This window comes from Burkholderia sp. Bp9099 (genome assembly GCF_003857805.1).
GTDB lineage: Bacteria > Pseudomonadota > Gammaproteobacteria > Burkholderiales > Burkholderiaceae > Burkholderia.
Genome location: NZ_QTPU01000006.1, coordinates 129,737 through 156,073 on the forward strand (window position 1 = coordinate 129,737; position 26,337 = coordinate 156,073).

The window sequence follows — 26,337 nt, forward strand, 5'->3', positions numbered from 1 at the left end:
GGTGGTTCCATCATGATCAAGCAAGCGCTCATTTCCGTTTCCGACAAGACCGGCATCGTCGACTTCGCGAAGTCGCTGTCCGACCTCGGCGTCAAACTCCTGTCGACCGGCGGCACCGCGAAACTCCTCGCCGACGCGGGCCTGCCCGTGACCGAAGTCGCTGACTACACGGGCTTCCCGGAAATGCTCGATGGGCGCGTGAAGACGCTCCACCCGAAGGTGCACGGCGGCATCCTCGCCCGCCGCGACCTGCCCGAGCACATGCAGGCGCTGGAGCAGCACGGCATCCCGACGATCGACCTGCTGGTCGTGAACCTGTACCCGTTCGTCGCGACGATCGCGAAGGACGACTGCACGCTCGCCGACGCGATCGAGAACATCGACATCGGCGGCCCGACGATGCTGCGCTCGGCCGCGAAGAACCACCGCGACGTGACGGTCGTCGTCGACCCGGCCGATTACGCGGTCGTGCTCGATGAAATGAAGGCGAACGGCAACGCGATCGGCTATGCGACCAACTTCCGCCTCGCGACCAAGGTGTTCGCGCACACCGCGCAATACGACGGCGCGATCACGAACTACCTGACGAGCCTGACCGACGAGCTGCAGCACGCATCGCGCAGCGCATACCCGGCCACGCTGAACATGGCGTTCGACAAGGTGCAGGACCTGCGCTACGGCGAGAACCCGCACCAGAGCGCGGCGTTCTACCGCGACCTCGCGGCGCCGGCCGGCGCACTGGCGAACTACCGCCAGCTGCAGGGCAAGGAACTGTCGTACAACAACATCGCGGATTCGGACGCGGCGTGGGAATGCGTGAAGACGTTCGACGCGCCGGCCTGCGTGATCATCAAGCACGCGAACCCGTGCGGCGTCGCGGTCGGCAACGATTCGGCCGACGCGTACGCGAAGGCATTCCAGACCGACCCGACGTCGGCGTTCGGCGGCATCATCGCGTTCAACCGCGAAGTCGACGAGACGGCCGCGCAGGCGGTGGCCAAGCAGTTCGTCGAAGTGCTGATCGCGCCGTCGTTCACGGACGCCGCGAAGCAGGTGTTCGCCGCGAAGCAGAACGTGCGCCTGCTCGAAATCGCGCTCGGCGACGGCCATAACGCGTTCGACCTGAAGCGCGTGGGCGGCGGCCTGCTCGTGCAGTCGCTCGATTCGAAGAACGTGCAGCCGAGCGAGCTGCGCGTCGTCACGAAGCGTCAACCGACCGCGAAGGAAATGGACGACCTGCTGTTCGCATGGCGCGTCGCGAAGTACGTGAAGTCGAACGCGATCGTGTTCTGCGGCAACGGCATGACGCTCGGCGTCGGCGCAGGCCAGATGAGCCGCGTCGATTCGGCACGCATCGCGAGCATCAAGGCGCAGAACGCGGGCCTCACGCTGGCCGGTTCGGCCGTCGCGTCGGATGCGTTCTTCCCGTTCCGCGACGGTCTCGACGTCGTCGTGGCGGCAGGCGCGACCTGCGTGATCCAGCCGGGCGGCTCGATGCGCGACGACGAAGTGATCGCGGCGGCCGACGAGCACGGCATCGCAATGATCCTGACGGGCGTGCGCCACTTCCGTCACTGATCGCACGCGGCCCGCGCGGCCGCCGCACGAAAACCCGGCGGCATCATACCCGCCGGGTTTTTTATTGCGCGGCGCCGGCGCACGCAGCCACGCGGCCGGCCCCGCGCACCATTCGTTGTAGTATCGCGGCATCAGGTTTTTCTCCTCACTCATGCGAATTCTCGGCATCGACCCCGGCCTGCGCGTCACCGGCTTCGGCGTCATCGACGTCAGCGGCCACCGGCTCGCCTATGTCGCAAGCGGCGTGATCCGCACGCCTACGGCTGACCTGGCTACCCGGCTCGGCACGATCTTCCAGGGCGTATCGACGCTCGTGCGCGAACACGCGCCCGACCAGGCCGCGATCGAACAGGTGTTCGTGAACGTGAACCCGCAGTCGACGCTGCTGCTCGGCCAGGCGCGCGGTGCCGCGATCTGCGGGCTCGTCTCCGGCGGCCTGCCGGTGGCGGAATACACCGCGCTGCAACTGAAGCAGGCGGTCGTCGGTTACGGCCGCGCGACCAAGTCGCAGATGCAGGAGATGGTCACGAGACTGCTCAACCTGACCGGCCAGCCCGGCAGCGACGCGGCCGACGCGCTCGGGATGGCGATCTGCCACGCGCACAGCGGCAATACGCTCGGCACGATCGGCGGCCTCGCGCCGGCGCTCGCGAAAAGGGGGCTGCGCGTGCGGCGCGGACGGCTCGTCGGCTGACGCGACGGCACGCATCCCCTCGGCGCGGCGCGCGGCTACCCGAGTCGCGCGCATTGCGCCTGCCACCGTCCTGCCTGCCTGCCTGATCGCCCCGCGTCGCGCGGCGCCCCGACCTGACGGCCAACCCATCGGCATCGCGCCGCACCTGCGCTACACTCGCGCTTTCTTCCTCGCATCCCGCCATCCATGATCGGTCGCATCGCCGGCATCCTGCTCGAAAAGAATCCGCCTCACCTGCTCGTCGACTGCAACGGCGTCGGTTACGAAATCGACGTGCCGATGAGCACCTTCTACAACCTGCCGCAAACGGGCGAGCGCGTCGTGCTGCTCACGCAGCAGATCGTGCGCGAGGACGCGCACCTGCTGTACGGCTTCCTGACGCCGCAGGAGCGCACGACCTTCCGCGAACTGCTGAAGATCACCGGCATCGGCGCGCGCATGGCGCTGGCCGTGCTGTCCGGCATGAGCGTGCAGGAGCTCGCGCAGGCGGTGACGATGCAGGACGCCGCGCGCCTCACGCGCCTGCCCGGCATCGGCAAGAAGACCGCCGAGCGCCTGCTGCTCGAGCTGAAGGGCAAGCTCGGCGCGGACCTCGGCGCACTCGCCGGCGCCGCGTCCCAGTCCGACCACGCGACCGACATCCTCAACGCGCTGCTCGCGCTCGGCTATTCGGAAAAGGAAGGCCTCGCCGCGATCAAGAACGTGCCGGCCGGCACCGGCGTGTCCGAAGGCATCAAACTCGCGCTCAAGGCACTGTCGAAGGTGTAACGGCCGCCCGAGCCGGCTGTCGGAGCCAGTGTCGCGCCGTCGCGCGGCACGCGCCAGTCGGCCGTTCGGCCAGTTCGGCCGCGCGACGGCGCGCGGTACAATGGCCGCATGATTGAAACCGACAAACTCGCCGCCGAGCGGATCATCGCCGCCACGCCCGCCTCGTCGCACGAGGAGGTGTTCGAACGCGCGCTGCGGCCGCGCCAGCTCGACGACTACGTCGGCCAGGAAAAGGTGCGCGGCCAGCTCGAGATCTTCATCGAGGCCGCGAAGCGCCGCGCCGAGCCGCTCGACCACGTGCTGCTGTTCGGGCCGCCCGGCCTCGGCAAGACCACCCTCGCGCACATCATCGCGCGCGAGATGGGCGTGAACCTGCGCCAGACGTCGGGCCCCGTGCTCGAACGCGCGGGCGATCTCGCCGCGCTGCTGACCAACCTTGAAGCGAACGACGTGCTGTTCATCGACGAGATCCACCGGCTGTCGCCGGTCGTCGAGGAAATCCTGTATCCGGCGCTCGAGGATTACCAGATCGACATCATGATCGGCGAAGGGCCGGCCGCGCGCAGCGTGAAGCTCGACCTGCAGCCGTTCACGCTGGTCGGCGCGACCACGCGTGCGGGGATGCTGACCAACCCGTTGCGCGATCGCTTCGGGATCGTCGCGCGCCTCGAGTTCTACGATGCCGAGCAATTGTCGCGCATCGTGCGGCGCTCGGCGTCGCTGCTGAACGCGCAGATCGATCCGAACGGCGCGCTGGAGATCGCGAAGCGCTCGCGCGGCACGCCGCGGATCGCGAACCGGCTGCTGCGCCGCGTGCGCGACTATGCGGAAGTGAAGGCCGACGGCCAGATCACCGCGGCCGTCGCCGACGCCGCGCTCGCGATGCTCGACGTCGACCCGGTCGGCTTCGACCTGATGGACCGCAAGCTGCTCGAGGCGATCCTGCACAAGTTCGACGGCGGCCCGGTCGGCATCGACAACCTCGCGGCTGCGATCGGCGAGGAGCGCGACACGATCGAGGACGTACTCGAACCGTACCTGATCCAGCAGGGCTTCCTGCAGCGCACGCCGCGCGGGCGCGTCGCGACGCTGCTCACGTACCGCCACTTCGGGCTCTCCGCGCCCGACGCCGGCAACCCCGAACGCGGGATGTGGGATACCGCCGACGGGAAGTAACCCGCTGCCCGCGCCAAGCTCGCCATGACCACGCCGCCCAGCCCGCACCCCGCCCCGCCCACACCGGGCCCGCGCTGGGTCGAACCGATCCGCAAGCGGCTCGTGGCCGGCATCACGCACCTGACGACGGGCGGCGGCGGTCCGTCGATCGATCTCTCGTCGCCGCCCGGAGACCCGGGGCTGTTCGGCCCCGACGCGATCTGCTGGCGCGTGCATGCCGATTTCACGTCGATGATGACGGGCGGCATTGCCGCGCTACTGCTGCAGGCGCTCCATCCGCTCGCGCTCGCGGGCGTCTGGGATCACTCGTCGTTTCGCACCGACATCCTCGGCCGCTTGCGGCGCACCGCCACGTTCATCACGGGCACGACGTTCGGCAGCCGCGCGGACGCACTCGCGCTCATCGAGCGCGTGAAAACGATCCACGCGCGCATATCGGGCACTGCGCCCGACGGCCGGCCGTATCGAGCCGACGATCCGGCGTTGCTGACGTGGGTGCATGTCGCGGAAGTTTCGAGCTTCCTCGCCGCGCATTTGCGCTATGTGAATCCGTCGCTGTCGGGCGAGCTGCAGGACGGCTACTACGCGGAAACGGCATTGATCGCGGAGTTGCTCGGCGCCCGGGATGTGCCCCGTTCACGCGCCGAGGTAGCGGCCTATTTCGCGCGCATGCAGCCCGAACTCGAAGCCGGGCCGCACACCTTCGAGGTCATGGACATCCTGTTGAACGTGCCGGTCGCAACGCCCGCGCTGCGGCCAGCCGCGTCGCTGATCATGCATGCGGGAATCGACCTGCTGCCGCCCTGGGCGCAGCGCATGCTCGACGTGTCGACGTTCGCGCCGCTGCGACGCGCGGTGGTCCGGCCCGGTGTGCGGGCAGTCGCGCCCGTGCTGCGCTGGGCGCTCGTCAACGGCGCGTCGAAGCGCGCACGCCGCCGCGCAACCGCGACACCGCCCGACGGCACCCCGCCCGCCTGACGATCTGATTCTTCCGCCGGGCGGAGCCGGTACGACCGGATCAGAGTACCTTGCGATACCCGTCGTCGTCGCTCGCGGCGTCGAGGTGCGACACGTCGGCCCATTGCACGACCTGTGCGCGACCATCGACGTAATCGACGACGTTGATGCTCGTGTTGAGCAGTTGATAGCTGCGCGGCGCCGACAGGTCGATACCGTTGGCGAAGCGGTACACGCAGTCGAGCACGCCGCCGTGTGCAACACACGCGATCCGGCCGCCCGGATGCGCGGCGACGATCGGCTCGAGCGCATGCAGCACGCGATGATAGAACTCGCGCTGCGACTCGCCGCCGTCGGGCGCGAAGCCCGGGTCGCGCGTCTGCCACGCGGCGTAGGCGTCCGGAAACAGCGTCTCGATCTCGGTGCTGTCATGCCCCTGGAACACGCCGTACGCGCGTTCGCGCAGCCCTTCGCGCAACTGCAGCGGCAGCCCGAGCGCATCGGCAAAGGGTTGCGCGGTTTGTTGCGCGCGCATCAGGTCGCTCGAATAGATCGCGTCGATCCGCTGTCCTTCGCGCGCGTCCCGCGCGAGCCGGACGGCCAGCCGCTGCGCCTGCGCGAGCCCCGTGTCGGCCAGTGGAATGTCGATATGGCCCTGGATGCGCTTGATGCGGTTCCAGGCCGTCTCGCCATGGCGAATGAAGAGAATCTGCGTGGTGGCCATCGCGGCGCGTCTCCGGGAATGAATCAGGGCCGCACTTGCAGCCAGAACGTCACGGGGCCGTCGTTGACGAGCGACACCTGCATGTCGGCGCCGAACTCGCCCGTCTCGACGACCGGATGACGCTCGCGCGCGGCCGCGACGAAATAGTCGAACAGGCGCGCGCCTTCGTCGGGCGGCGCGGCCGGCGTGAAGCTCGGCCGCAGCCCGCTGTTGGTATCGGCCGCGAGCGTGAACTGCGACACGAGCAGCAGGCCGCCGGCGCAGCCCGCGCCGTCGATGTTCGACACCGGCAGGTTCATCTTGCCCGCGGCATCGCTGAACACGCGATAGCCGAGCAGCTTCGCGAGCAGCTTGTCGGCCGCGGCCTCGGTGTCGCCACGCTCCGCGCAGACGAGCGCGAGCAGCCCTGCGCCGATCTCGCCCGTCGTACGGTCGCCGACGCGCACGTCGGCGCGCTTCACGCGCTGGATCAGCGCGATCATGCGGTCAGCGTGACGCGCGCGAAGCGGCGCTTGCCGACCTGGACGACGAACTCGCCGGCCTCGACCTTCAGTCCCTTGTCGGAGACGGTCGCGCCGTCGATCTTCACGCCGCCCTGCTCGATGTTGCGCAGCGCTTCGCTCGTCGACGGCACGAGGCCCGCCTGCTTCAGCAGCTGGCCGATCGCGAGCGGCGCGCCCGCGAGCGTGACCGACGGGATGTCGTCCGGCACGCCGCCCTTCGCGCGGTGGTTGAAGTCCTCCAGCGCACGCTCGGCATCGGCCTGCGAGTGGAAGCGCGCGACGATTTCCTGCGCGAGCAGCACCTTGAAGTCGCGCGGGTTGCGGCCGCCTTCGGCGTCGCGCTTGAAGCCCGCGATTTCTTCGATGCTGCGGAACGACAGCAGCTCGAAGTAACGCCACATCAGCGTGTCCGAGATGCTCATCAGCTTGCCGAACATGTCGGTCGGCTTCTCGCTGATGCCGACGTAGTTGCCCTTCGACTTCGACATCTTCTCGACGCCGTCGAGGCCTTCGAGCAGCGGCATCGTGAGAATGCACTGCTGTTCCTGGCCGTACTGCTTCTGCAGTTCGCGGCCGACCAGCAGGTTGAACTTCTGGTCGGTGCCACCGAGCTCGAGGTCGGCGTTCAGCGCGACCGAGTCGTAGCCCTGCATCAGCGGGTACAGGAATTCGTGGATCGAGATCGGCACGCCGCCCTGGAAGCGCTTCGTGAAATCCTCGCGCTCGAGGATCCGCGCGACCGTGTAGCGCGACGCGAGCTTGATCATCCCGTCCGCGCCGAGCGGCATCGACCATTCGCTGTTGTAGCGGATCTCGGTCTTGGCGCGGTCGAGCACGAGCGCAGCCTGCTCGAAGTAGGTCTTCGCGTTCGATTCGATCTGCTCGCGCGTGAGCGGCGGGCGCGTCGCGTTGCGGCCCGACGGGTCGCCGATCAGCGACGTGAAATCGCCGATCAGGAAGATCACCGTGTGGCCGAGGTCCTGCAGCTGACGCATCTTGTTCAGCACGACCGTATGGCCGATGTGGATGTCGGGTGCGGTCGGGTCGAGGCCGAGCTTGATGCGCAACGGCGTGCCGGTGGCCGCGCTGCGCGCGAGCTTCTGCGCGAACTCTTCCTCGATCAGCAGTTCGTCGACGCCGCGCTTCGTGACGGCGAGCGCATGGCGGACTTCGTCGGTGATCGGGAAAACAGGCTTGGAACTGGGTTCGGTGCTCATCGGGGCCAGGAAGAATGTCGCAAAGACAGGGATTTTCCCATAACTTGCGCGTGCATCGCTTAACGACGCGTCAGGTTGCGCGGATAATCGGGCGCAAGGCGCGTGGCACCGGCCCGCGCCGCTCGATCCAGGAGGACCCAACGTGCCGCAACGACATCCGCAACCCGCCCATCCGGCCGACGGCATCTACTTCGGGCTGATGTCGGGAACCAGCATGGACGGCGTCGACGGCGTCGCCGTGCGTTTCGAGACCGGCCGCGCGCCGGTCGTGCTCGCGGAAGCGTTCGTCGGCTTCGCCCAATCGCTGCGCGACGCGCTGTTCGCGCTGCAGCAGCCCGGCGACAACGAGATCGACCGCGAATCGGTCGCGGCGAATGCGCTCGTCGCGCGCTATGCGGTGTGCTGTCACGAGCTGCAGCGCACGGCCGGCCTGTCGCGCGAGGAGATCCGCGCGATCGGCGTGCACGGCCAGACGGTCCGGCACCGTCCCGAGCGCGGCTACACGCGCCAGCTCAACAATCCGGCGCTGCTCGCCGAACTCACCCATCTCGACGTGATCGCCGATTTCCGCAGCCGCGACGTCGCGGCCGGCGGCCACGGCGCGCCGCTCGCGCCGGCGTTCCACGCGACGGTGTTCGGCGCGCCGGGCGAGACGCGGGTCGTCTGCAACCTCGGCGGCATCAGCAACATCACGATCCTGCCCGGCGAAGGCGGCGACGTGCGCGGCTTCGACTGCGGGCCCGCGAACGCGTTGCTCGACGAATGGGCGACGCGCCATCTCGGCAAGCCCTACGACGACGGCGGCAAGTTCGCCGCGCGCGGTACCGTGCACGCGGCGCTGCTCGACGCGCTGCTCGACGAACCCTACTTCGTCGCGCCGCCGCCGAAAAGCACCGGCCGCGACCTGTTCAATCCCGCGTGGCTCGACGCGAAGCTCGCCGCGTTCACGCAGGTCGCGCCGGAAGACGTGCAGGCGACGCTGACGGCACTCACCGCCGTCTCGGTCGCGCGCGAGATCGCCCGGCACGCGGCCGGCTGCAAGGCCGTGTTCGTCTGCGGCGGCGGCGCCCGCAACCCGGTGCTGCTCGATGCGCTCCGGCATGCACTGCACGAGGCCGGCGTGCCGGCGACGGTGGAGACGACGGCCGCGCTCGGCGTGCCGCCGCAGCAGGTCGAGGCGCTCGCGTTCGCGTGGCTCGCGTACCGCTTCACCGCGCGCCAGCCCGGCAATCTCGCGAGCGTGACGGGGGCCGCGGGCGAGCGCGTGCTCGGCGCACTTTATCCGCGCTGATACGAGAAAACGACGAAACGAGCGGGAGCCCCGATGCGGCGCGTCCGGGACGCGCCGAGAGGCCGCCCGCGCGGTTCGTCGCGTACAACGGACGCAAAAAAACGGGGCATCAAGCCCCGTTTTTCATTCCGGCGAACCGGACAGGATCCGTCGTGCGTTCAGACCGAGAACGACGAGCCGCACCCACAGGTGGTCGTGGCGTTCGGGTTCTTGATCACGAACTGGGCACCGTTGAGGTCGTCCTTGTAGTCGATCTCGGCGCCGACCAGGTACTGGTAGCTCATCGAGTCGATCAGAAGCTGGACGCCGTTCTTGTTCATCACGGTGTCGTCCTCGTTGACTTCCTCGTCGAACGTGAAGCCATACTGGAAGCCCGAGCAGCCGCCACCCTGCACGAACACGCGCAGCTTCAGGTCGGGATTGCCCTCTTCGTCGATCAGTTGCTTGACCTTGTCGGCCGCGGCGTCGGTGAAGACGAACGGTGCCGGCATTTCGGTGGTCGTTGCTGCGGATTCGGTAACAGCGTTCATGCGAACTCTCCAAAAAGCTTTAGCCGCTATTGTAGGGCCGATCAGAAGATCGTGCTGATGTCCATGAAATCAATAGGTTCTTGTTGATTTCAGTAAAGGAAACTGCCCGCGGGGCGCCGCCGCGCGGGCATAAAAAAACCGCCAGCGCGAAAACTGGCGGTTTTTCCGGCGGACGCCGCCCGGAAGCGGCGCGGCCATGAAGCGGAATTAACGCTTCGAGAACTGCTTTGCGCGACGTGCCTTGCGCAGACCAACCTTCTTACGCTCGACTTCACGTGCATCGCGCGTGACGAAGCCTGCGTTCGACAGCGACGGCTTCAGCGTTGCATCGTAGTCGATCAGCGCGCGGGTGATGCCGTGACGCACTGCGCCTGCCTGACCCGTTTCGCCGCCGCCGTTGACGTTGACCTTGATGTCGAACGTCTGGCCGTGGTTCGTGAGTTCCAGCGGTTGACGCACGATCATCAGCGACGTTTCACGCGAGAAGTAGTCGGCGATGGGCTTGCCGTTGACGATGATGTCGCCCTTGCCAGCCTTGATGAAGACACGTGCGACTGCGCTCTTGCGGCGGCCCGTACCGTAGTTCCAGTTACCGATCATGTGGGCTCCCCTTAGATCTCGAGCGCCTTCGGCTGTTGAGCCGAATGCGGATGCGTAGCTTCAGCGTAGACCTTCAGCTTCTTGATCATCGCGTAGCCGAGCGGGCCCTTCGGCAGCATGCCCTTGACCGCCTTCTCGAGCGCACGGCCCGGGAAGCGTTCTTGCATCTTGCCGAACGTCGTTTCATAGATACCGCCCGGGTAGCCCGAGTGACGGTAGTACTTCTTGTCCAGAGTCTTGTTGCCCGTGACCTTCAACTTGCTCGCGTTGATGATGATGATGAAATCACCAGTGTCGACGTGCGGGGTGAACTCAGGCTTGTGCTTGCCGCGCAGACGGCGTGCCACTTCGCTGGCAACACGGCCGAGAACCTTATCCGTCGCGTCAATCACGTACCATTCGCGCGTCACCTCATGGGCTTTTGCGGAAAACGTCTTCATGATCGATCCAAAAAAAATGCTTTGCCCGATGTGTTCTTCCTGCTTGTCTGTGTGCGCTTCGAGGCGCGGTGCAGGCTCTCCCTGTTCTTTTTCCGTGGGCATGAATGCGGAAAAGCCCTGAATTATAAAGGAAATACCGCAGCGCGGTCAAAGAGAATCCACGCCCCGTGCCGGCGGCGCCCGAAATGGGCCAAAATTCGGTCGTGCCCCGATACACCAGGCGAACCGAGCGCCTGGGGCGGCACCCATCGACGCGCGGCACCTGACCTTGCCGCGCCAGACCGGCCGATCACGGAAAACAACAAACAAGCATGATGAAACAACGACTTACGCCCTTTCTCGCGGCCGCGCTGCTGGCCGCCGCGGCGCCCGCCGTCGCCGCCCGGGCCGGCTGCGAGGCCAAGCTCGACGCTCTCGACGCCCGCATCGCCGACGCCCGCCACGCCCATGCCGAAGATCGCATCGCCCGCCTGCGCGCGGTGCGCGAACGCGTGCGCCACTTCTGCGCGCGTGGTCATGGCCATGCATCGGCCGCACACGTTCCGGCCCCTGCCGCCCGTTCGACGGACACGCCGCCCGGCGCGGCATCGCAGCCAGCCGCGCGGCGGCCGGCGTAAACGGGAGTCAATGACGGATATCGACGCGCGCAAACTGCGCACCGATGCTTGCATGGGACGAAAAAAAGCCCGAACGGCTGGTTCGGGCTTAATCCACCTTAGGAGGAGGGTGGAGGAGACATGCGGAGGTTGCCGCAGCGCGACAACCAATGAGGCTCATTATACGAATGCGTCGCCGACTTCACAAGAAAATTTGCATTACGAAATCCAACACCATAATGCGGAATCCGGTAAGCCTCACGCGATGATTGGATTTTCCCTTTTAAAATCAATCAACTGGCAAGAAAGCGCGCAGCCGGAAGCCCGCCACGCCTAGAGTAAAACCCCTAAAGACAGCAGGGAAATCGCCGTTCGGCGCCCCGCCGCGCGCCGCACGCGGCGGCATGGTGTGGCGCGTCGTGCAGCGCATCAGCCGAGCGAAGCGCTGCGGGCTACAATGCCGGATCGAATCCGAATCAGGCAACGCTGGAGTGCAAGCATGGAATGCAAAGTAAGCTGGATGGGTCAGGACGGCATGGCGTTTTCCGCCCAGACCGGGAGCGGGCACCTCGTCGCGATGGACGGCGCGCCGGAAGGCGGCGGCCACAACCTCGCGCCGCGCCCGATGGAAATGGTGCTGGTCGGTACCGGCGGCTGCACCGCGTACGACGTCGTGCTGATCCTGAAGAAGAGCCGCCAGGAAGTCACCGGCTGCTCGGTCACGCTGAAGGCCGAACGCGCGAGCGAAGATCCGAAAGTGTTCACGAAGGTCCACTTCCACTTCACCGTCACCGGCCGCAACCTGAACCCGGCCACGGTCGAGCGCGCGATCAACCTGTCGCACGACAAGTACTGCTCCGCGTCGATCATGATCGCGAAGACCGCCGAACTCACGCATTCGTTCGACATCGTCGCCGACTGAACGCACGGCGGCCACGCATGAAAAAAGGGCCGGCGCTCCTGACGGAGCGCCGGCCCTTTCGCATTCGAACGGCAAAGCAGGCCGATAAGCCGGATTCTGTGCACGCTGCACGCCGAAGCGCGCGGCGCGTGGCAGCCATTCCTCTAGGCGCGCCATTGCTGACGCGCTCAAGCTTCCTACCCGCAGACGAGACGGGGGCCCCGTCCTGCATCCGAAAATGCGCGCCTGCCTACTTGGAATTGCTCCGGGTGGAGGTTACCGTGCCGGCGAACGTCGCCGTCGCCGCGGTGCGCTCTTACCGCACCGTTTCACCCTTACCTGATCCCGGCTTGCGCCGGGCCATCGGCGGTTTGCTTTCTGTTGCCCTGTTCCGCGTGTCGCCACGGATGGCCGTTAGCCATCACCCTGCCCTGTGGAGTCCGGACTTTCCTCGCCCCCGCCTGCCCGAAGGCGGCGAGGCCGCGACTGCCTGGCCTGCTTTGCGACGCGCATTCTAGCACTGTGCGCCGCCGCCGGCAGCGCGCGAGCGGCGGCCGCTGCGGAAAACCGCCGGATCGTCGTAGAACGCGGGCGCGGCATTCGCTTCGCACCAGCCAGGCACGCCGAGCACCGGCAGCGGCGCGAAATCGCGGCTCGTCAGGTCGCGGGTCGCGAGCTCGCCGGCGATCCGCGCATCGACATGCGCGGCACGCTGCGCGTCAGGCCACGAAAAATAGTCGTCGCCCACTTCGACGATCCATGCGTGCGTGGTGCACGACTTGTAGGGCGCGACGAGCTTCTCGAGCAGCGCATGGCCGACGAGCCGCGCCTCGCAGCGCGTGCCCCACGCGTCGCGCGCCGCCACCAGCAGCTGCTGCCAGCTGAAGCCGCGCAGCGCATCGGCGAGCGCGCGGTCGGCCGTCACGAACAGCGCGGCATTTTCGTCGAACAGCGTCAGCGCATCGCGCAGCGTGCCGCGCACCGGCCCGACGCCGCCCGCGGCATCAATCGCCGCGGCCTGGCGTGCGTTCAGCGCAGCCTTGGTGCGCGGATACGCGAACCAGACGAGCGCATTGAAGAAGTCGTGAAGATTGTGGCGGGTCGGGACGCCGCCGGTGTCGGCGATATGGGTTTCGTATGCGATGCCGGGCGGCAGCTCGGCCTGCGGCACGAAGCGCAGCGGCTTGCCGCGGCCGCTGACACGGGCATCACCGCGCAGCGCGCCGTTCAGTGCGTCGAGCAGCGCGGCCTCGCCGACGAGCGCGGCCGCCTGAAGCGTGCGGCCCGGTTCCGCGTAACGCGCGAGCCACGGCGCGGACCAGTCGATCCGCGCGAACGCCGCCGCGCCGCCGCCGGCCGCGTGGCCGGCCGCGCGCGGCGGCGTGCCGGTCACGCGAACTTCCAGCCGATCGATTCGCCGGCGCGCAGCGGCACGACCGGCGTATCGCCCGCGAACACCTCGCGCGGCAGTTCCCAGGTCTCGCGGCGCAGCGTGATCGTCTCGGTGCTGTGCGGCAGCCCGTAGAAATCGGCGCCGAAGCGGCTCGCGAAATTTTCCAGCTTGTCGAGCGCGCCCGCCTTGTCGAACGCTTCCGCATACAGCTCGAGCGCGTGCAGCGCCGTGTAGCAGCCCGCGCAGCCGCACGCGGTTTCCTTCGCGTCGCGTGCGTGCGGCGCGCTGTCGGTGCCGAGGAAGAAGCGCGGGTTGCCCGACGTCGCGGCTTCGACGAGCGCGACGCGGTGCGTTTCACGCTTCAGCACCGGCAGGCAGTAGTAATGCGGGCGGATCCCGCCGACGAACAGCGCGTTGCGGCTGTACAGCATGTGCTGCGGCGTGATCGTCGCGCCGAGCAGGCCCGGCGCCGCATCGGCGTCGCGCACGTAGTCGGCCGCGTCCTTCGTGGTGATGTGCTCGAACACCACCTTCAGGCCGGGGAAATCGCGGCGCAGCGGCGTCATCACGCGGTCGATGAACACCTTCTCGCGATCGAACATGTCGATCGCCGGGTCGGTCACCTCGCCGTGCACGAGCAGCGGCATGCCGGTTTCCTGCATGACCTCGAGCGTCTTCGCGCACTTCGCGAGATCGCTGACGCCGTGGTCGGAATTCGTCGTCGCGCCGGCCGGATACAGCTTCACGCCGTGCACGAAGCCGCTGTCGCGCGCACGGCGGATTTCGTCGGGCGACGTGTTGTCGGTCAGGTACAGCGTCATCAGCGGCTCGAACGCCATGCCCGCCGGCAGCGCGGCCAGGATTCGCTCGCGATAGGCCTGCGCTTGCGCGGTGGTCGTGACGGGCGGCTTCAGGTTCGGCATGACGATCGCGCGGGCGAACTGGCGCGCCGTGTGCGGCAGCACCGCGGCCAGCATGTCGCCGTCGCGCAGGTGCAGGTGCAGGTCGTCGGGACGGGCGAGCGTGAGCGTCGCCGGAGAGGAAGCGTTCGAGGCAGTCATAGGAGGCGTCGTGAGGAACGGGCTGGCCATCTGCGGGGCCGGAACGCGCGTGCGCGGGCCGACTGACGGCAAACCGCAACACGGGGCCTTCGGCCGGCGGAATCCGCTTTTTACCGCTCAAGGCTCGGTGATATGCTAGAAGCCACATTGTACCGGGGTTCACCCGGTTGGTTACCCTGCTTCCGCCCCGCCCCAAGTAAAATGTGCCAACTCCTAGGAATGAACTGCGCCGCGCCGACGGACGTCACATTCTCCTTCACAGGTTTCGCGGCCCGGGGCGGCCTCACCGATCACCATGCCGACGGCTGGGGAATCGCGTTCTTCGAGGACAAGGCCTGTCGCCTCTTCGTCGACCACCAGGCATCGGCCACGTCGCCGCTCGCCGAAATGGTCAAGCGCTACCCGATCAAGTCCAAGAACACGATCGCGCACATCCGCAAGGCCACGCAAGGCCACATCCTGCTCGAGAACAGCCACCCGTTCATGCGCGAGCTGTGGGGGCGGCACTGGATCTTCGCGCATAACGGCGATCTGCAGGAGTACGAACCCGATCTCGACGGCAGCGTCTACCATCCGGTCGGCACCACCGACAGCGAGAAGGCGTTCTGCGTGCTGATGCAGGGGCTGCGCGAAGCGTTCCCCGGCGCGCAGCCGCCGTTGCCGGAGCTGTTCGAGCGCGTCGGCGAGCTGACGCGCGACATCACCGATCACGGCGTGTTCAACTTCCTGATGTCGAACGGCCAGGCTCTCTTCGCGCACTGCTCGACGCGGCTGCACTACCTCGTGCGGCGCTGGCCGTTCTCGACCGCGCATCTGGTCGACGAAGACCTGTCGATCGACTTCGCGAAATACACGACGCCCGAGGATCGCGTCGCGGTGATCGCCACGCAGCCGCTGACCGACAACGAAATCTGGACCTCGTTCGAACCGGGCGAGCTGATCATGTTCCAGTGCGGCGACGTCGCCGCGCGGATGCAGATTCCGGTGCCCGAGTGCGTGCTCGAGAAACTGCGCAACCCGGCGCTCGACGCGTCGGCGTCCGCGCCGTGCGGTACGCAGCACGCCGCACTCGCGGCCGGCGCCGACGACGATTCCGACGACTCGATCGATTTCTGAGCGCGCCGCGCCGCCGCCGGGCGCGCGCTTCATGCGTTGCGCTGTTCCGCCAGCGTCGCGGCCCGGCGATCCCGCGTCATGCCCGGATCGTCGAACCACGCATCCGGCGCCCGGCATCCGCCGATGATTGCCCGCATTGAAAATCTCCCCCCGACAACTCCATTCAGGCTGCCATTTCAAGCACGCGTGCGTCGCCACACGACATTCACTTTTATTTAATTAATTTTCAAGTAAAAATAGTTAACCGTCGAAACAAATAAAACAAGATATTCGAAACCGGATAATCCGGAAGCCTCAGCTTAAAGCAAAATCCCCACGCCTATCGTGCGCCAGCCTACCGAACCGGCGCTTCCGCCTGTTCTATAAAAAATCCACCAAGCCCTTACCCACAAAGGCTTTCAGTTCGGTTACCCACACAACTCAGAAATACCACTCAATACCGTTACCATCCCCACATTTTCTTATTTTTTGAAAATCGCCCGCCCCGCCAATTAGTAGACTCGCTCCATCTTCGGTGTAACGAAACCCGACCGGCGCGTCATGCAGCCACGGCTGCCGCATGTCCATTCGCGTCACGCAGCACCGTGGAATGCGCATTCGCCGCATGCGGCGAATAACACGTCAAAACAAGAAAGAGGGCATGTCGTGAATCACTCATTTCGATCGATCTGGAGCGACGCCGCCGGCTGCTGGGTCGCGGTCGCGGAAACGACACGGGCGCGCGGCAAGCGTTCAGGCCGCGAATCGGGCGCAAGCACCCGCGCCGGCCGCACGGCGATCCGCCGCTCGCCGCTGCGCGTCGCCGCGCTCGGTGCCGCGCTGGCCGCGCTGTCGGCCGGCTCCGCGTACGCGTCGAGCTGCGGCGACGGTTCGGCGGTCGCGAGCGGCGGCAGCTGCGCGCTCGGCAGCGTCAGCCCGACCGTGAACGACAACCTGGCCGGCGCCACGACCGTGTCCGGCGGCGACGCGGTCGGCGTGACGGGCGCATGGACGGCGCAGAACAGCGGCGACGCCGGCTACACGCGCATCCCGTTCGGCACGACGACGATCGTGTCGGGAAATCCGGATCAGCCGCTGGTGTCGCTCGGCGGCAAGACGCAAAACATCGGCACGCCCGACACGATCACGGGCACCCATACGTCGGTCGCCACCTACGACTCGTCCGCGTTCTCCGCGTCGACGGTCGGCACGACCGACGTGCCCGTCTACCGCGACGTCAACGGCGACCAGTACGTGAACACACGGATCGGCACCGTCGACCGCTCCGGCGGCACGCTGAACGTGTCGATCGGCAATCCCGCCAACGCGCCCGGCTCGGCCGGCAACGCAATCACGATGGCCGCGAAGCAGACGGACCTCACCGTCGCGGACGGGACGGGCGCCACCCCGAGCGTCGTCAACTGGAATTCGCGCAACCAGGTCTGGTTCACCACCGGCGACTACCTCGCGAGCGGCGGCTCCGTCGGCAACCTCCAGCTCGACGTGCCGGCCTATGCGGGCACTTTCACTGCGTTCGACGGCAGCACGTGGACCGTCAGCGACGCCGCGTCGCTCGCCGCCTACAACGACTTCCTCGTGCGTTCGGTCCGGAGCGGCGCGCTCGGCTCGCAGGCCGCGTACGACACCGCGTTCGGCCAGGCCGTCACGTTCTCGAAGGAGACCTTCCAGTACGCGAACAACGTGTCCGCCGGCGACAAGAACACGCTGCCGATCGATCACCTGTCGGCAATGCACGGCACCGGCGCGAACGCGACGCTGCAGATCGGCAAGGACGGCCAGATCGACTTCCGCGGCACCAACACGATCGCATCGAGTTCGGCCGTTCTCGCGGAAAACGGCGCGCACTTCGTCAACGACGGCCGCCTGTCGGGCGATTTCACGCTGGTGCGCCTGCTGAGCGGCGCGAGCGGCGTCAACAATGGCGTGATCTCGTCCGGCTACGCGTCCGGCGACAATTTCGACACGAGCAGCGGCACGCCGCCCGACAACTTCGGGTTCCATGCGTACACCGAGGGCAACGGCGTGTACGCGAACGGCTCGGGCACCTCGTTCGTCAACCACGGCGTGATGAACGTCGGCGCGTGGACGCTCGCCGGCGACCGCCCCGACCTGCAGAACTACGCGGTGGCCGTGACGGGCGGCGCGAACGCGTCGAACGCCGGCACGATCAACGTCGGCGTCAACGCGACGACGCTCGACAGCGAGGTGATCGGCGGTTTCGCGGTGGGCGGCACCTTCACGAACGCGGCCGGCGGCACGATCTATCTCGGCCGCGCGGCCCAGTACGGGCCGGGGGCGGCGGCGAACGACGTCGCGCTGTCCGCGCATGCGTACGGGATCCTGCTCGGCGCGTCGGGCACCGCCAGCAACCTCGGCTCGATCGTGATCGGCTCGCAGACGCAGAACGGCGCCGGAATGGCGAGCATCGGTTCGTCGTCCGGCACGCTGCGCAACGCGGGCACGATCGTCGTGAACGGCGCGGCGCCCGGCACGCCGTTCGCCAACGTCGGCATGCTCGCGGCCAACACGGCCGCGACCGTGACCAACACCGGCACGATCACGCTGAACGGCGTGAACGGCATCGGCATCATGGTGGTCGGCACCGGCTCGACCGCGACGGCCGCAACGTCGACCGGCACGATCAACGTGGCCGGCGGGCTCGATCCGGCATCGGACACGCGCAACTACGGCGTGTGGGCCGAAGGGCCGCGCGCGAAGGCCACGGTCGACGGCGCGCTCAACCTGACGGGCACCGGTGCGATCGGCGTCCATGCGCGCTCGGGCGCGACGATCAACGTCGACGCGAACGCGGTGCCCCACTTCATGTCGGGCACGAACCAGATCGGCTTCTATGCGTATGGCGCAGGCTCGAAGATCAACGTCGCCGCGCAGCACCTGAGCGTCGATACCGACGATTCGACGCTGTTCCGCATGGCGGGCGGCGCGGCCTATACGGGGGCATCGGCCGCCGGCACGCTGACGACCGACGTCAACGGCCAGCGCGCGCGCGGCGTGCTCGCGACCGGCGCCGGCACGACGCTGTCCACCGGCCACGCCACCTACAACGTCAACGGCGCGAACGGCATCGCGGTTGCAGTCGAAGGCGGCGCGAAGGGCACGATCGACTCGGGCGCGACCATCAACCTGAATGCGGCCGGCGCGATCGCGGGCGTCGTCGACGGCCAGGCGCACGACCTCGCCGGCGCGAATGCCGGCGCACCGGTCGCGACGACGCTGACCAACGATGCCGCGGTCACCTCGTCGACCGCGGGCGTGACGGGTTTCGTCGCGCAGAACCTCGGCACGCTCGATAACCGCGACACGGTGCTGCTGAGCGGCGCAGGCTCGACGGGCGTCGTGGTCGGCACGCTCGGCACCGTGAACAACGCGTCGGCGATCCGCGTGGCCAACGGCACCGGCGCGCTCGTGCAGGGCGCGTCGGCGACGCTTGCCAACGCGGGCACGATCGAGGCCGACGACGGCGTCGCGGGCGTGCACCTGACCGGCGCGGGTGCGTCGGTCGCGCTGTCGGGCGCGGGCACCGTCGTCGCGAACGGCAGTGCCGACGGCGTGCTGATCGACTCGACCGTCTCGAACGGCGGGATCGCGGCCGGCGCGACGTCGATCGCGGCGGGCGGCGCCGGCAAGGGCATCGACAACCTCGGCACGAACACGACGATCGCGCTGTCGGGCACGCAGATCGGCACGACCGGCAATGGCGCCGACGGGCTGTCGTCGACGGGCACGGGCGCACGCATCGCGACCGACGCGGCGACCGTCGTACGCACCGCCGGCGACAACGCACGCGGCCTCTTTGTGACGGGCGCGGATTCGACGCTGGCGGCCGACGGCACGACCGTCGCGACGACCGGCGCCGGCGCGCATGCGATCGTCGCGGGCAGCGGCGCGACCGTGTGGCTGTCGGGCACGAAGGTCTCTGCGGCGGGCGTGGCAGCCGACGGTCTCGTCGCGCGCAACGGCGGCCGTATCGGCGACACGGGTTCGTCGCTCGCGAGCGCGGCCGGCAACGGCGCGACCGTCGACGGCGGCGGCGTGCTCGCGCTGACGGGCACGACGCTCAAGGGCGCGACGGCCGGCGTCATGAGCACGGACACGCTCGCGACCGGCGCGACGAGCTCGGTGCGCGTCGACGGCGGCAGCGTCGCGTCCGTCACCGGGCCGGCGTTCGCCGCACGCGCCGGCACCGTCGACATCGCGGTGCGCAACGGCACCGTCGTGACGGCCGGCAACGGCACGCTGCTGGACCTCGCGAACGGCAGCACCGCGACCTTCAACGCATCGGCCGTGAATCTCGCGGGCGACATCGTGTCGGACGCGTCGAGCACCGGCAACGTGTTCCTGACGAACGGCACGACCCTGACCGGCACGATCGACCCGGTCGCGCTGAGCGTCGACGGCTCGAGCACGTGGCACATGACCGGCAGCTCCGTGCTGAGCAGCCTGAACAACGCGGGCCTGGTCGCGTTCGCCGCACCGTCCGGTTCACCGACGGCGGCCGCCAGCTACCGGACGCTGACGACCGGCAATTACGTCGGCAACGGCGGCACGATCGCGCTGAACACCTACCTCGGCGCCGACGCATCGCCGACCGACCGGCTGATCGTGAACGGCGGCACCGCGAGCGGCACGACCGGGCTGAAAATCGCGAACACGGCCGGCACCGGCGCGCAGACGACGGGCGACGGGATTCCGGTGGTCGTCACGGCCAATGGCGGCACGACTACCGCGTCGGCGTTCCATCTCGCGGGCCCCGTACAGGCCGGCGCGTACGAATACCGTCTCTACCGCGGCGGACAGGGCGATGCGAACGGCTGGTACCTGCGCTCGCAACTGGACCCGACGGACCCCGGCGATCCGGTCGGCCCGTCCGTCATCGAGGGCGGCAACAACGGCGGCAATCTCGCGTACCGTCCTGGCGTCGCGGGTTATGCGATGACGCCGCTGCTGAACGCCGACTACGGCTTCTCGACGCTTGGCAAGCTGCACGAGCGCGTCGGCGACATCTACAACCTCGAGAAGCAGGCGCCGGGCAACCGCGACGGCGTGTGGGGCCGCATCGGCGGACAGAGCCTCGACGCGAACGCGGGCCGCTTCGCGGCCGACGAGCGCACGTTCTTCGCGCAGTTCGGCAAGGACTGGACGCTCGACCAGGCGCCCGCCGGCGGCAGCACGCATGCGGGCGTGACGGCGAGCATCGGCGTCGCGAACGCGAGCTTCAGCGACACGGCACGCGCCGACACGGCCGGGCTGTCGACGTCGACGGGCTCGGTCGAGATGCACGCGCAGAGCGTCGGCGGCTACTGGACACGCTACCTGTCCGACGGCACCTACTTCGATAGCGTCGGCCAGGTCACGCACTACGGCAACCGCTATCGCGACAGCTACGGCAACGAGGCCTCGCAGAACGGCTTCGGCATCGCGCTGTCGCAGGAGGTCGGCAAGCCGTTCGGGATCGGCGGCACGCCGATCGCGGTCGAGCCGCAGGCGCAGCTGATGTACCAGTACCTGAAGCTGAACGGGTTCAACGACGACGTATCGGCCGTGTCGGGCACGACGACCCACGCGCTGCGCGGACGCGTCGGCGTGCGCGTCTTCCGGCCGAACCTCGACGCGAACGCGGGCGGCGGCGCCGCGACACCGTACTTCACGGCCGACGTGCTGCACGACTTCCTGTCGCCGGGCCAGACCGTCGTCGGCGGCACGCCGTTCGCGACGCACCTGGGCCGCACCTGGTACGAGCTCGGCCTTGGCGTGACCGCGGGCTTCGGCAAGTCGGGCGCGTTGTACGCGAACGTGAAATATGCGCGCAACATCGGCGGCGATTACCGGCGCGGCGTGACCGGGCAGGTCGGCTACCGCTACAGCTGGTAACGCCCGACTCGGCAACCCGTCCGCTGCCACCGGCGGGCGACGGGCAGCCCGCGAAAAAAACCGCCCGGTGTTCAGCCGGGCGGTTTTTTCATCGGCGTGCATGCGGCGCACGCGCTGCACGAACGCTCAGTGCAGGATTTTCGCGAGGAAGTCCTTCGCGCGGTCCGACTTCGGATTCGAGAAGAAATCATCCTTGCGGTCGTCCTCGACGATCGCGCCCTTGTCCATGAAGATCACGCGATGGGCGACCTTCTTCGCGAAGCCCATCTCGTGCGTGACGACCATCATCGTCATGCCTTCCTGCGCGAGTTCGACCATCACGTCGAGCACTTCGTTGATCATCTCGGGATCGAGCGCGGACGTCGGCTCGTCGAACAGCATCGCGATCGGGTCCATCGACAGCGCGCGCGCGATCGCGACCCGCTGCTGCTGGCCGCCCGACAGCTGGCCCGGAAACTTGTGCGCATGCGCCTTCAGGCCGACGCGATCGAGCAGCTTCATGCCCTTCTCGGCCGCTTCGTCCTTGCCGCGGCCGAGCACCTTGACCTGCGCGAGCGTCAGGTTCTCGGTGATCGACAGGTGCGGGAACAACTCGAAATGCTGGAACACCATCCCGACCTTCGAGCGCAGCTTCGACAGGTTCGTCTTCTTGTCGCCGACCGACTGGCCGTTCACGAGGATCTCGCCCTGCTGGAACGGCTCGAGGCCGTTCACGGTCTTGATCAGCGTCGACTTGCCCGAGCCGGACGGACCGCACACGACCACCACCTCGCCTTTCTTGACCTCGGTCGTGCAATCGGTGAGGACCTGAAACTGGCCGTACCACTTGGAAACGTTCTTGATGGAAATCATCTTGTGACCTTTTTCTGGAGACCTTTGACGAGGGCAGACGCCACCGAGCAAACCACGAAATAGCATGCGCCCGCGAACAGGACCATCTCGACGGTCGTGCCGTCGCGATCGCCGACGTTGGCGGCCGTGCGGAAGAAGTCCGCGAGACTGATCACGTACACGAGCGACGTATCCTGGAACAGGACGATCGCCTGCGTGAGCAGCAGCGGCACCATCGCGCGGAACGCCTGCGGCAGGATCACGAGGCGCATCGCCTGCGCGTAGTTCATGCCGAGCGCGAACGCGGCGTTGACCTGCCCGCGCGGCACCGCCTGGATGCCGGCGCGGATGATCTCGGAATAATACGCGGCTTCGAACAGCGAGAACGCGACCATCGCCGACGCGAGGCGAATGTCGATCGTCGGCGACAGCCCCAGCACGCCCTGCAGCACCTGCGGCACGATCAGGAAGAACCACAGCAGCACCATCACGAGCGGGATCGAGCGGAACACCGTCACGTACGCCTTCGCGAACCACGCGAGCGGCTTCACGCCCGACAGCCGCAGCAGCGCGAGCAACGTGCCCCACACGATGCCGACGACGATCGCGATCAGCGTGATCTTGAACGTGACGATCGCCCCCGTCCACAGCGTCGGTATCGCGCCGGGAATACTACTCCAGTCGAACTGATGCATCACTTGCCTCCGATGTAGCCGGGCAGCCGCGTGCGGCCTTCGATCCAGCGCATGAACGCCATCACGACGAGGTTGATGATCACGTACGCGAGCGTGACCGCGATGAACGACTCGTAGGTCTGCGCGGTGTAGTCGACGAGCTGGCGCGCCTGCGCGGACAGGTCGAGCAGGCCGATCGTCGACGCGACCGCCGAGTTCTTGAAGATGTTCAGGAACTCGGACGTGAGCGGCGGCACGATGATCCGGTACGCAACCGGCAGCAGCACGTAGCGGTACGTCTGCCATTGCGTGAAGCCCATCGCGAGGCCGGCCGCGCGCTGGCCCTTCGGCAGCGCGTTGATCCCCGAGCGCACCTGTTCGCACACGCGCGCGCCCGTAAACAGGCCGAGACAGATGATCGACGAGGTGAAGAACTGCGTGGTCGGCGGCAACTGCTTGATCCAGGTGCCGATCGATGCGGGCAGCAGCTCGGGCACGACGAGGTACCAGATGAAGAACTGCACGATCAGCGGAATGTTCCGGAAGATCGACACGTACACGGTGCCGATCGCGGACAGCCATTTGTTCGGCACCGTGCGCAGCACGCCGAACAGCGAGCCGACGATCAGCGCGATGACCCAGGCGACGAGCGACACCTCGATCGTCACCCAGAAGCCGGACATCAGCCATCCGAAATAAGTCGTCGGCTCGCCGGTCGAGACGGGGCTCAGGAAGACGCCCCAGTTCCAGTGGTAAGACATGGGCAAGACTCCAGCAAAAAGAAACGGAAGAAGCGTGGCCTCTTCCGTTTCAGTAGCGTCATTTCTGCGTCAACGGCCGCGTGGTCAGTCGAGCGCCTTGTCGTTCGGGTTCGCGTACAGCTTCTTCATCGAATCGGACAGCGGGAAGTTCAGGTTCAGCCCCTTCGGCGGGATCGGGTTCTCGAACCACTTCGCGTAGATCTTCGCGGCTTCGCCCGACTTCTCGACTTGCGAGATCGCGTCGTCGACGACCTTCTTGAAGTCCGCATCGCCCTTGCGCATCATGCAGCCGTACGCCTCTTCCGACTGCGGCGTGCCGACGATCACCCATTCGCCCGGCTGCTTCGCCTTCGCGCGCTCGCCCGCGAGCAGCGCGTCGTCCATCATGAACGCGACCGCGCGGCCCGACTCGAGCGTGTTGAACGAGTCGCCGTGGTCCTTCGCGCTGATGATGTTCATGCCCAGCTGCTTGTCGTTGTTCATCTTGCGCAGCAGGCGCTCGGACGTCGTGCCGGCGGTGGTCACGACCGTCTTGCCCTTCAGGTCGGCGAAGTCCTTCACGCCCGAATCCTTCTTCGTCATCAGGCGCGTGCCGATCACGAAGATCGTGTCGGAGAATGCGGCCTGCTGCTGACGCTCCAGGTTGTTGGTCGTCGAGCCGCACTCGATGTCGACCGTGCCGTTCTGCACGAGCGGGATGCGGTTCTGCGACGTGACCGGGATGTTCTTGACCTGCAGGTTCGGCAGGTTCAGCTTCTTCTTCACCGCGTCCACGACCTTCAACTGGAATTCGCGCGAATAGCCGACGACCTGCTGGTTCTGGTCATAGTAGGAGAACGGAATCGACGATTCGCGGTGGCCCAGCGCGATCACGCCCGTGTCCTTGATCTTCTTCAGCGTGCCGGTCTCCTGTGCGTGCGCGCCGCTCGCGAACGCGCACAGCGCCGCGACCATCAGGACTGCCTTCTGGTATTTCATTTTGGTCATCTCCTTGGCTAAAACCCGCGCCAGTGTATCAAAGTAATATTTTTGAAAGTACTGGTTGTTAACCGCACTACGAATCGCGCTGTGCGAAGCCGTCCTCCCGGCTCCGGGCGCCCGTTTCGGCGCCTGAATGCGCGCGCGGGCGATGCCGGATTCGGCATCGCCCGCGAAGGTTCATGCGCGCAATCGGGTGGATTGCGTCATGCTTTGATCGTAGTCAACCGATCGGCGATCGGCAACGACCGATCAGGGGTACAGGCCGCGCATTTCGCGCGCCATCAGGATGCGCTTGCACGCGACGATGAACGCCGCCGTACGCACCGTCACCTTGTGCTCTTCCGCGACCGCCCACACGCCGGCGAACGCTTCGCGCATCACGCGCTCGAGACGGTGGTTGATCTCGTCTTCCGTCCAGAAGAAGCTCGAGAAGTCCTGCACCCACTCGAAGTACGACACGGTCACGCCGCCCGCGTTCGCGATCACGTCGGGGATCACGAGCACGCCGTTCGCGCTCAGGATGTCGTCCGCCGCCGTCGTCGTCGGGCCGTTCGCGCCTTCGACGATGATCTTCGTGCGGATCTTCGCCGCGTTCTTTTCCGTGATCTGGTTTTCCAGCGCCGCCGGGATCAGGATGTCGGTCTCGACCGTCCAGAACTCGTCGTTCGGCATCGGCTCGGCGCCTTCGAAGCCCGCGACGCCGCCCGTGCGTGCGACGTGGTCGAGCAGCTTGTTCGAATCGAGGCCGGCCGGCTGGTAGATCGTGCCCGTGTGATCCTGCACCGCGATCACCTTCGAGCCCGCTTCCTGGAACAGCTTCGCCGCGATGCCGCCGACGTTGCCGAAGCCCTGCACCGCGATGCGCGCGCCTTCGATTTCCAGGCCCTTCTTCTTCGCCGCTTCGGAGCCGACGACGAACACGCCGCGGCCCGTTGCTTCCTTGCGGCCGAGCGAACCGCCGAGCGCGATCGGCTTGCCGGTCACGACGCCGGTCGACGTCTGGCCCTGGTTCATCGAGTACGTGTCCATCATCCACGCCATCACCTGTTCGTTGGTGTTGACGTCCGGTGCCGGAATGTCGGTGTTCGGCCCGATGATGATGCCGATTTCGCTGGTGTAGCGGCGCGTCACGCGCTCGAGCTCACCACGCGACAGCTTGCGCGGGTCGACGCGGATGCCGCCCTTCGCACCGCCGTACGGCACGTTCACTGCGGCGTTCTTCACCGACATCCATGCCGACAGCGCCATCACTTCCGACAGCGTCACGTCCTGGTGGTAGCGCACGCCGCCCTTGCCCGGGCCGCGCGACACGTTGTGCTGCACGCGATAGCCTTCGAAGTGCGCGACGGTGCCGTTGTCGAGCTCGATGGGGCAGTCGACGATCAGGATGCGCTTCGGACGCTTCAGCGTCTCGAGCCAGCGCGACAGCGAGCCGAGGTACGGCGCGACGCGATCGACCTGCTGAAGGTAGTTGCCCCACGGGCCGAGATCGTCGGCGTGAAGGTAGGACGGGATGGACTGCAGTTGCGAAGACATGGACACTCCAACGTTCAACGGATTGCGCACATTGTCGAAAAACCCGTTTTTTTTATCCAATGCCGTTTGCTTATTCGATTATGCGTTTCTTGCATGATCGTGATTTTTCGCAAATCC

General features: G+C 67.1%; 23 protein-coding genes and 1 other RNA gene. 10 read left to right on the forward strand and 14 right to left on the reverse strand.

The window, feature by feature from the left end:
- The first annotated feature begins 12 nt into the window (after positions 1-12).
- From purH to DIE17_RS08395, 5 genes are all read left to right on the forward strand, one after another.
- Positions 13-1,578, forward strand: coding sequence for a bifunctional phosphoribosylaminoimidazolecarboxamide formyltransferase/IMP cyclohydrolase (gene purH / locus DIE17_RS08375; RefSeq protein ID WP_044848279.1), 1,566 nt, complete (start codon positions 13-15; stop codon positions 1,576-1,578).
- Between the two features lie 151 nt (positions 1,579-1,729).
- Entirely contained in the window at positions 1,730-2,272 is a 543-nt protein-coding gene (gene ruvC / locus DIE17_RS08380) for a crossover junction endodeoxyribonuclease RuvC (protein ID WP_044848280.1), read from the forward strand.
- A 186-nt stretch (positions 2,273-2,458) separates the two neighbouring features.
- A complete protein-coding gene (ruvA, locus tag DIE17_RS08385; protein ID WP_044848281.1) occupies positions 2,459-3,040 on the forward strand; it encodes a Holliday junction branch migration protein RuvA in 582 nt (193 codons plus the stop codon).
- A 108-nt stretch (positions 3,041-3,148) separates the two neighbouring features.
- Positions 3,149-4,216: a Holliday junction branch migration DNA helicase RuvB gene (ruvB, locus tag DIE17_RS08390; RefSeq protein ID WP_044848282.1), complete on the forward strand. Its 1,068-nt coding sequence runs from the start codon at positions 3,149-3,151 to the stop codon at positions 4,214-4,216.
- 24 nt (positions 4,217-4,240) lie between these two features.
- The gene (locus DIE17_RS08395; RefSeq protein WP_044848283.1) at positions 4,241-5,194 is read left to right on the forward strand and encodes an oxygenase MpaB family protein; all 954 of its coding nucleotides are present in this window, start codon (positions 4,241-4,243) and stop codon (positions 5,192-5,194) included.
- 40 nt (positions 5,195-5,234) lie between these two features.
- On the opposite strand, the gene DIE17_RS08400 is transcribed toward DIE17_RS08395, so the two are convergent.
- Genes DIE17_RS08400 through tyrS form a run of 3 tightly spaced genes read right to left on the reverse strand, consistent with a single transcriptional unit; the run spans position 5,235 to position 7,617 of the window.
- The gene (locus DIE17_RS08400; protein ID WP_124487989.1) at positions 5,235-5,897 is read right to left on the reverse strand and encodes a histidine phosphatase family protein; all 663 of its coding nucleotides are present in this window, start codon (positions 5,895-5,897) and stop codon (positions 5,235-5,237) included.
- A gap of 23 nt (positions 5,898-5,920) precedes the next feature.
- On the reverse strand, positions 5,921-6,379 hold the full coding sequence (gene dtd / locus DIE17_RS08405) for a D-aminoacyl-tRNA deacylase (protein ID WP_124487990.1): 459 nt from the start codon (positions 6,377-6,379) through the stop codon (positions 5,921-5,923).
- On the reverse strand, positions 6,376-7,617 hold the full coding sequence (tyrS, locus tag DIE17_RS08410) for a tyrosine--tRNA ligase (protein WP_044848285.1): 1,242 nt from the start codon (positions 7,615-7,617) through the stop codon (positions 6,376-6,378). Before tyrS ends, dtd begins: the two co-directional genes overlap by 4 nt.
- Before the next feature lie 142 nt (positions 7,618-7,759).
- Between tyrS and DIE17_RS08415 the strand changes: the two genes are divergently transcribed.
- Positions 7,760-8,908 carry an anhydro-N-acetylmuramic acid kinase gene (locus DIE17_RS08415; RefSeq protein ID WP_124487991.1) on the forward strand — a complete coding sequence of 383 codons (1,149 nt, stop codon included), beginning with the start codon at positions 7,760-7,762 and terminating at the stop codon, positions 8,906-8,908.
- Positions 8,909-9,066: 158 nt separating this feature from the next.
- Here the strand turns inward: DIE17_RS08415 and erpA are convergent, their stop codons facing one another.
- From erpA to rplM, 3 genes are all read right to left on the reverse strand, one after another.
- The gene (gene erpA / locus DIE17_RS08420) at positions 9,067-9,438 is read right to left on the reverse strand and encodes an iron-sulfur cluster insertion protein ErpA (protein WP_006401687.1); all 372 of its coding nucleotides are present in this window, start codon (positions 9,436-9,438) and stop codon (positions 9,067-9,069) included.
- 207 nt (positions 9,439-9,645) lie between these two features.
- On the reverse strand, positions 9,646-10,038 hold the full coding sequence (gene rpsI / locus DIE17_RS08425) for a 30S ribosomal protein S9 (protein ID WP_011883283.1): 393 nt from the start codon (positions 10,036-10,038) through the stop codon (positions 9,646-9,648).
- A gap of 11 nt (positions 10,039-10,049) precedes the next feature.
- A complete protein-coding gene (rplM, locus tag DIE17_RS08430) occupies positions 10,050-10,478 on the reverse strand; it encodes a 50S ribosomal protein L13 (RefSeq protein WP_009687896.1) in 429 nt (142 codons plus the stop codon).
- Between the two features lie 311 nt (positions 10,479-10,789).
- Here rplM and DIE17_RS08435 point away from each other — a divergent pair, with 311 nt between their 5' ends.
- On the forward strand, positions 10,790-11,095 hold the full coding sequence (locus tag DIE17_RS08435; RefSeq protein ID WP_124487992.1) for a DUF1090 family protein: 306 nt from the start codon (positions 10,790-10,792) through the stop codon (positions 11,093-11,095).
- A 436-nt stretch (positions 11,096-11,531) separates the two neighbouring features.
- Positions 11,532-11,996: an OsmC family protein gene (locus tag DIE17_RS08445; protein WP_072465471.1), complete on the forward strand. Its 465-nt coding sequence runs from the start codon at positions 11,532-11,534 to the stop codon at positions 11,994-11,996.
- Between the two features lie 69 nt (positions 11,997-12,065).
- Here DIE17_RS08445 and rnpB read toward each other — a convergent pair.
- The 3 genes from rnpB to pyrC form a co-directional block, all read right to left on the reverse strand.
- Positions 12,066-12,477, reverse strand: an RNA gene (gene rnpB, locus DIE17_RS08450) — RNase P RNA component class A.
- A 12-nt stretch (positions 12,478-12,489) separates the two neighbouring features.
- On the reverse strand, positions 12,490-13,368 hold the full coding sequence (locus tag DIE17_RS08455) for a DUF3025 domain-containing protein (RefSeq protein ID WP_124519967.1): 879 nt from the start codon (positions 13,366-13,368) through the stop codon (positions 12,490-12,492).
- Entirely contained in the window at positions 13,365-14,429 is a 1,065-nt protein-coding gene (pyrC, locus tag DIE17_RS08460) for a dihydroorotase (protein ID WP_044848289.1), read from the reverse strand. The genes DIE17_RS08455 and pyrC overlap by 4 nt, the downstream gene beginning before the upstream one ends.
- Before the next feature lie 201 nt (positions 14,430-14,630).
- Between pyrC and DIE17_RS08465 the strand changes: the two genes are divergently transcribed.
- Both DIE17_RS08465 and DIE17_RS08470 read left to right on the forward strand, forming a co-directional pair.
- Positions 14,631-15,545, forward strand: a complete 915-nt coding sequence (locus DIE17_RS08465; protein ID WP_124551328.1) for a class II glutamine amidotransferase — start codon at positions 14,631-14,633, stop codon at positions 15,543-15,545.
- A 645-nt stretch (positions 15,546-16,190) separates the two neighbouring features.
- Positions 16,191-21,437 carry an autotransporter outer membrane beta-barrel domain-containing protein gene (locus DIE17_RS08470; protein ID WP_124519969.1) on the forward strand — a complete coding sequence of 1,749 codons (5,247 nt, stop codon included), beginning with the start codon at positions 16,191-16,193 and terminating at the stop codon, positions 21,435-21,437.
- Between the two features lie 126 nt (positions 21,438-21,563).
- Here DIE17_RS08470 and DIE17_RS08475 read toward each other — a convergent pair whose 3' ends face one another.
- The 5 genes from DIE17_RS08475 to DIE17_RS08495 form a co-directional block, all read right to left on the reverse strand.
- Positions 21,564-22,289, reverse strand: a complete 726-nt coding sequence (locus tag DIE17_RS08475; protein WP_044848292.1) for an amino acid ABC transporter ATP-binding protein — start codon at positions 22,287-22,289, stop codon at positions 21,564-21,566.
- Entirely contained in the window at positions 22,286-22,963 is a 678-nt protein-coding gene (gene gltK, locus DIE17_RS08480; RefSeq protein ID WP_044848293.1) for a glutamate/aspartate ABC transporter permease GltK, read from the reverse strand. Before gltK ends, DIE17_RS08475 begins: the two co-directional genes overlap by 4 nt.
- On the reverse strand, positions 22,963-23,703 hold the full coding sequence (locus DIE17_RS08485; protein ID WP_044848294.1) for an amino acid ABC transporter permease: 741 nt from the start codon (positions 23,701-23,703) through the stop codon (positions 22,963-22,965). Before DIE17_RS08485 ends, gltK begins: the two co-directional genes overlap by 1 nt.
- 84 nt (positions 23,704-23,787) lie before the next feature.
- On the reverse strand, positions 23,788-24,681 hold the full coding sequence (locus DIE17_RS08490; RefSeq protein WP_185500314.1) for a glutamate/aspartate ABC transporter substrate-binding protein: 894 nt from the start codon (positions 24,679-24,681) through the stop codon (positions 23,788-23,790).
- A gap of 252 nt (positions 24,682-24,933) precedes the next feature.
- Complete coding sequence (locus tag DIE17_RS08495; RefSeq protein ID WP_044848295.1) at positions 24,934-26,220, reverse strand: Glu/Leu/Phe/Val family dehydrogenase; 1,287 nt, start codon at positions 26,218-26,220, stop codon at positions 24,934-24,936.
- Positions 26,221-26,337: the final 117 nt, after the last annotated feature.

Bases quoted from the DNA above. Each gene is read 5' to 3' on its own strand.
- purH (WP_044848279.1), top strand. From the start codon at position 13: ATGATCAAGCAAGCGCTCATTTCCGTTTCCGACAAGACCGGCATCGTC.
- ruvC (WP_044848280.1), top strand. From the start codon at position 1,730: ATGCGAATTCTCGGCATCGACCCCGGCCTGCGCGTCACCGGCTTCGGC.
- ruvA (WP_044848281.1), top strand. From the start codon at position 2,459: ATGATCGGTCGCATCGCCGGCATCCTGCTCGAAAAGAATCCGCCTCAC.
- ruvB (WP_044848282.1), top strand. From the start codon at position 3,149: ATGATTGAAACCGACAAACTCGCCGCCGAGCGGATCATCGCCGCCACG.
- DIE17_RS08395 (WP_044848283.1), top strand. From the start codon at position 4,241: ATGACCACGCCGCCCAGCCCGCACCCCGCCCCGCCCACACCGGGCCCG.
- DIE17_RS08400 (WP_124487989.1), bottom strand. From the start codon at position 5,897: ATGGCCACCACGCAGATTCTCTTCATTCGCCATGGCGAGACGGCCTGG.
- dtd (WP_124487990.1), bottom strand. From the start codon at position 6,379: ATGATCGCGCTGATCCAGCGCGTGAAGCGCGCCGACGTGCGCGTCGGC.
- tyrS (WP_044848285.1), bottom strand. From the start codon at position 7,617: ATGAGCACCGAACCCAGTTCCAAGCCTGTTTTCCCGATCACCGACGAA.
- erpA (WP_006401687.1), bottom strand. From the start codon at position 9,438: ATGAACGCTGTTACCGAATCCGCAGCAACGACCACCGAAATGCCGGCA.
- rpsI (WP_011883283.1), bottom strand. From the start codon at position 10,038: ATGATCGGTAACTGGAACTACGGTACGGGCCGCCGCAAGAGCGCAGTC.
- rplM (WP_009687896.1), bottom strand. From the start codon at position 10,478: ATGAAGACGTTTTCCGCAAAAGCCCATGAGGTGACGCGCGAATGGTAC.
- DIE17_RS08435 (WP_124487992.1), top strand. From the start codon at position 10,790: ATGATGAAACAACGACTTACGCCCTTTCTCGCGGCCGCGCTGCTGGCC.
- DIE17_RS08445 (WP_072465471.1), top strand. From the start codon at position 11,532: ATGCCGGATCGAATCCGAATCAGGCAACGCTGGAGTGCAAGCATGGAA.
- pyrC (WP_044848289.1), bottom strand. From the start codon at position 14,429: ATGACTGCCTCGAACGCTTCCTCTCCGGCGACGCTCACGCTCGCCCGT.
- DIE17_RS08465 (WP_124551328.1), top strand. From the start codon at position 14,631: ATGTGCCAACTCCTAGGAATGAACTGCGCCGCGCCGACGGACGTCACA.
- DIE17_RS08475 (WP_044848292.1), bottom strand. From the start codon at position 22,289: ATGATTTCCATCAAGAACGTTTCCAAGTGGTACGGCCAGTTTCAGGTC.
- gltK (WP_044848293.1), bottom strand. From the start codon at position 22,963: ATGCATCAGTTCGACTGGAGTAGTATTCCCGGCGCGATACCGACGCTG.
- DIE17_RS08485 (WP_044848294.1), bottom strand. From the start codon at position 23,703: ATGTCTTACCACTGGAACTGGGGCGTCTTCCTGAGCCCCGTCTCGACC.
- DIE17_RS08490 (WP_185500314.1), bottom strand. From the start codon at position 24,681: ATGAAATACCAGAAGGCAGTCCTGATGGTCGCGGCGCTGTGCGCGTTC.
- DIE17_RS08495 (WP_044848295.1), bottom strand. From the start codon at position 26,220: ATGTCTTCGCAACTGCAGTCCATCCCGTCCTACCTTCACGCCGACGAT.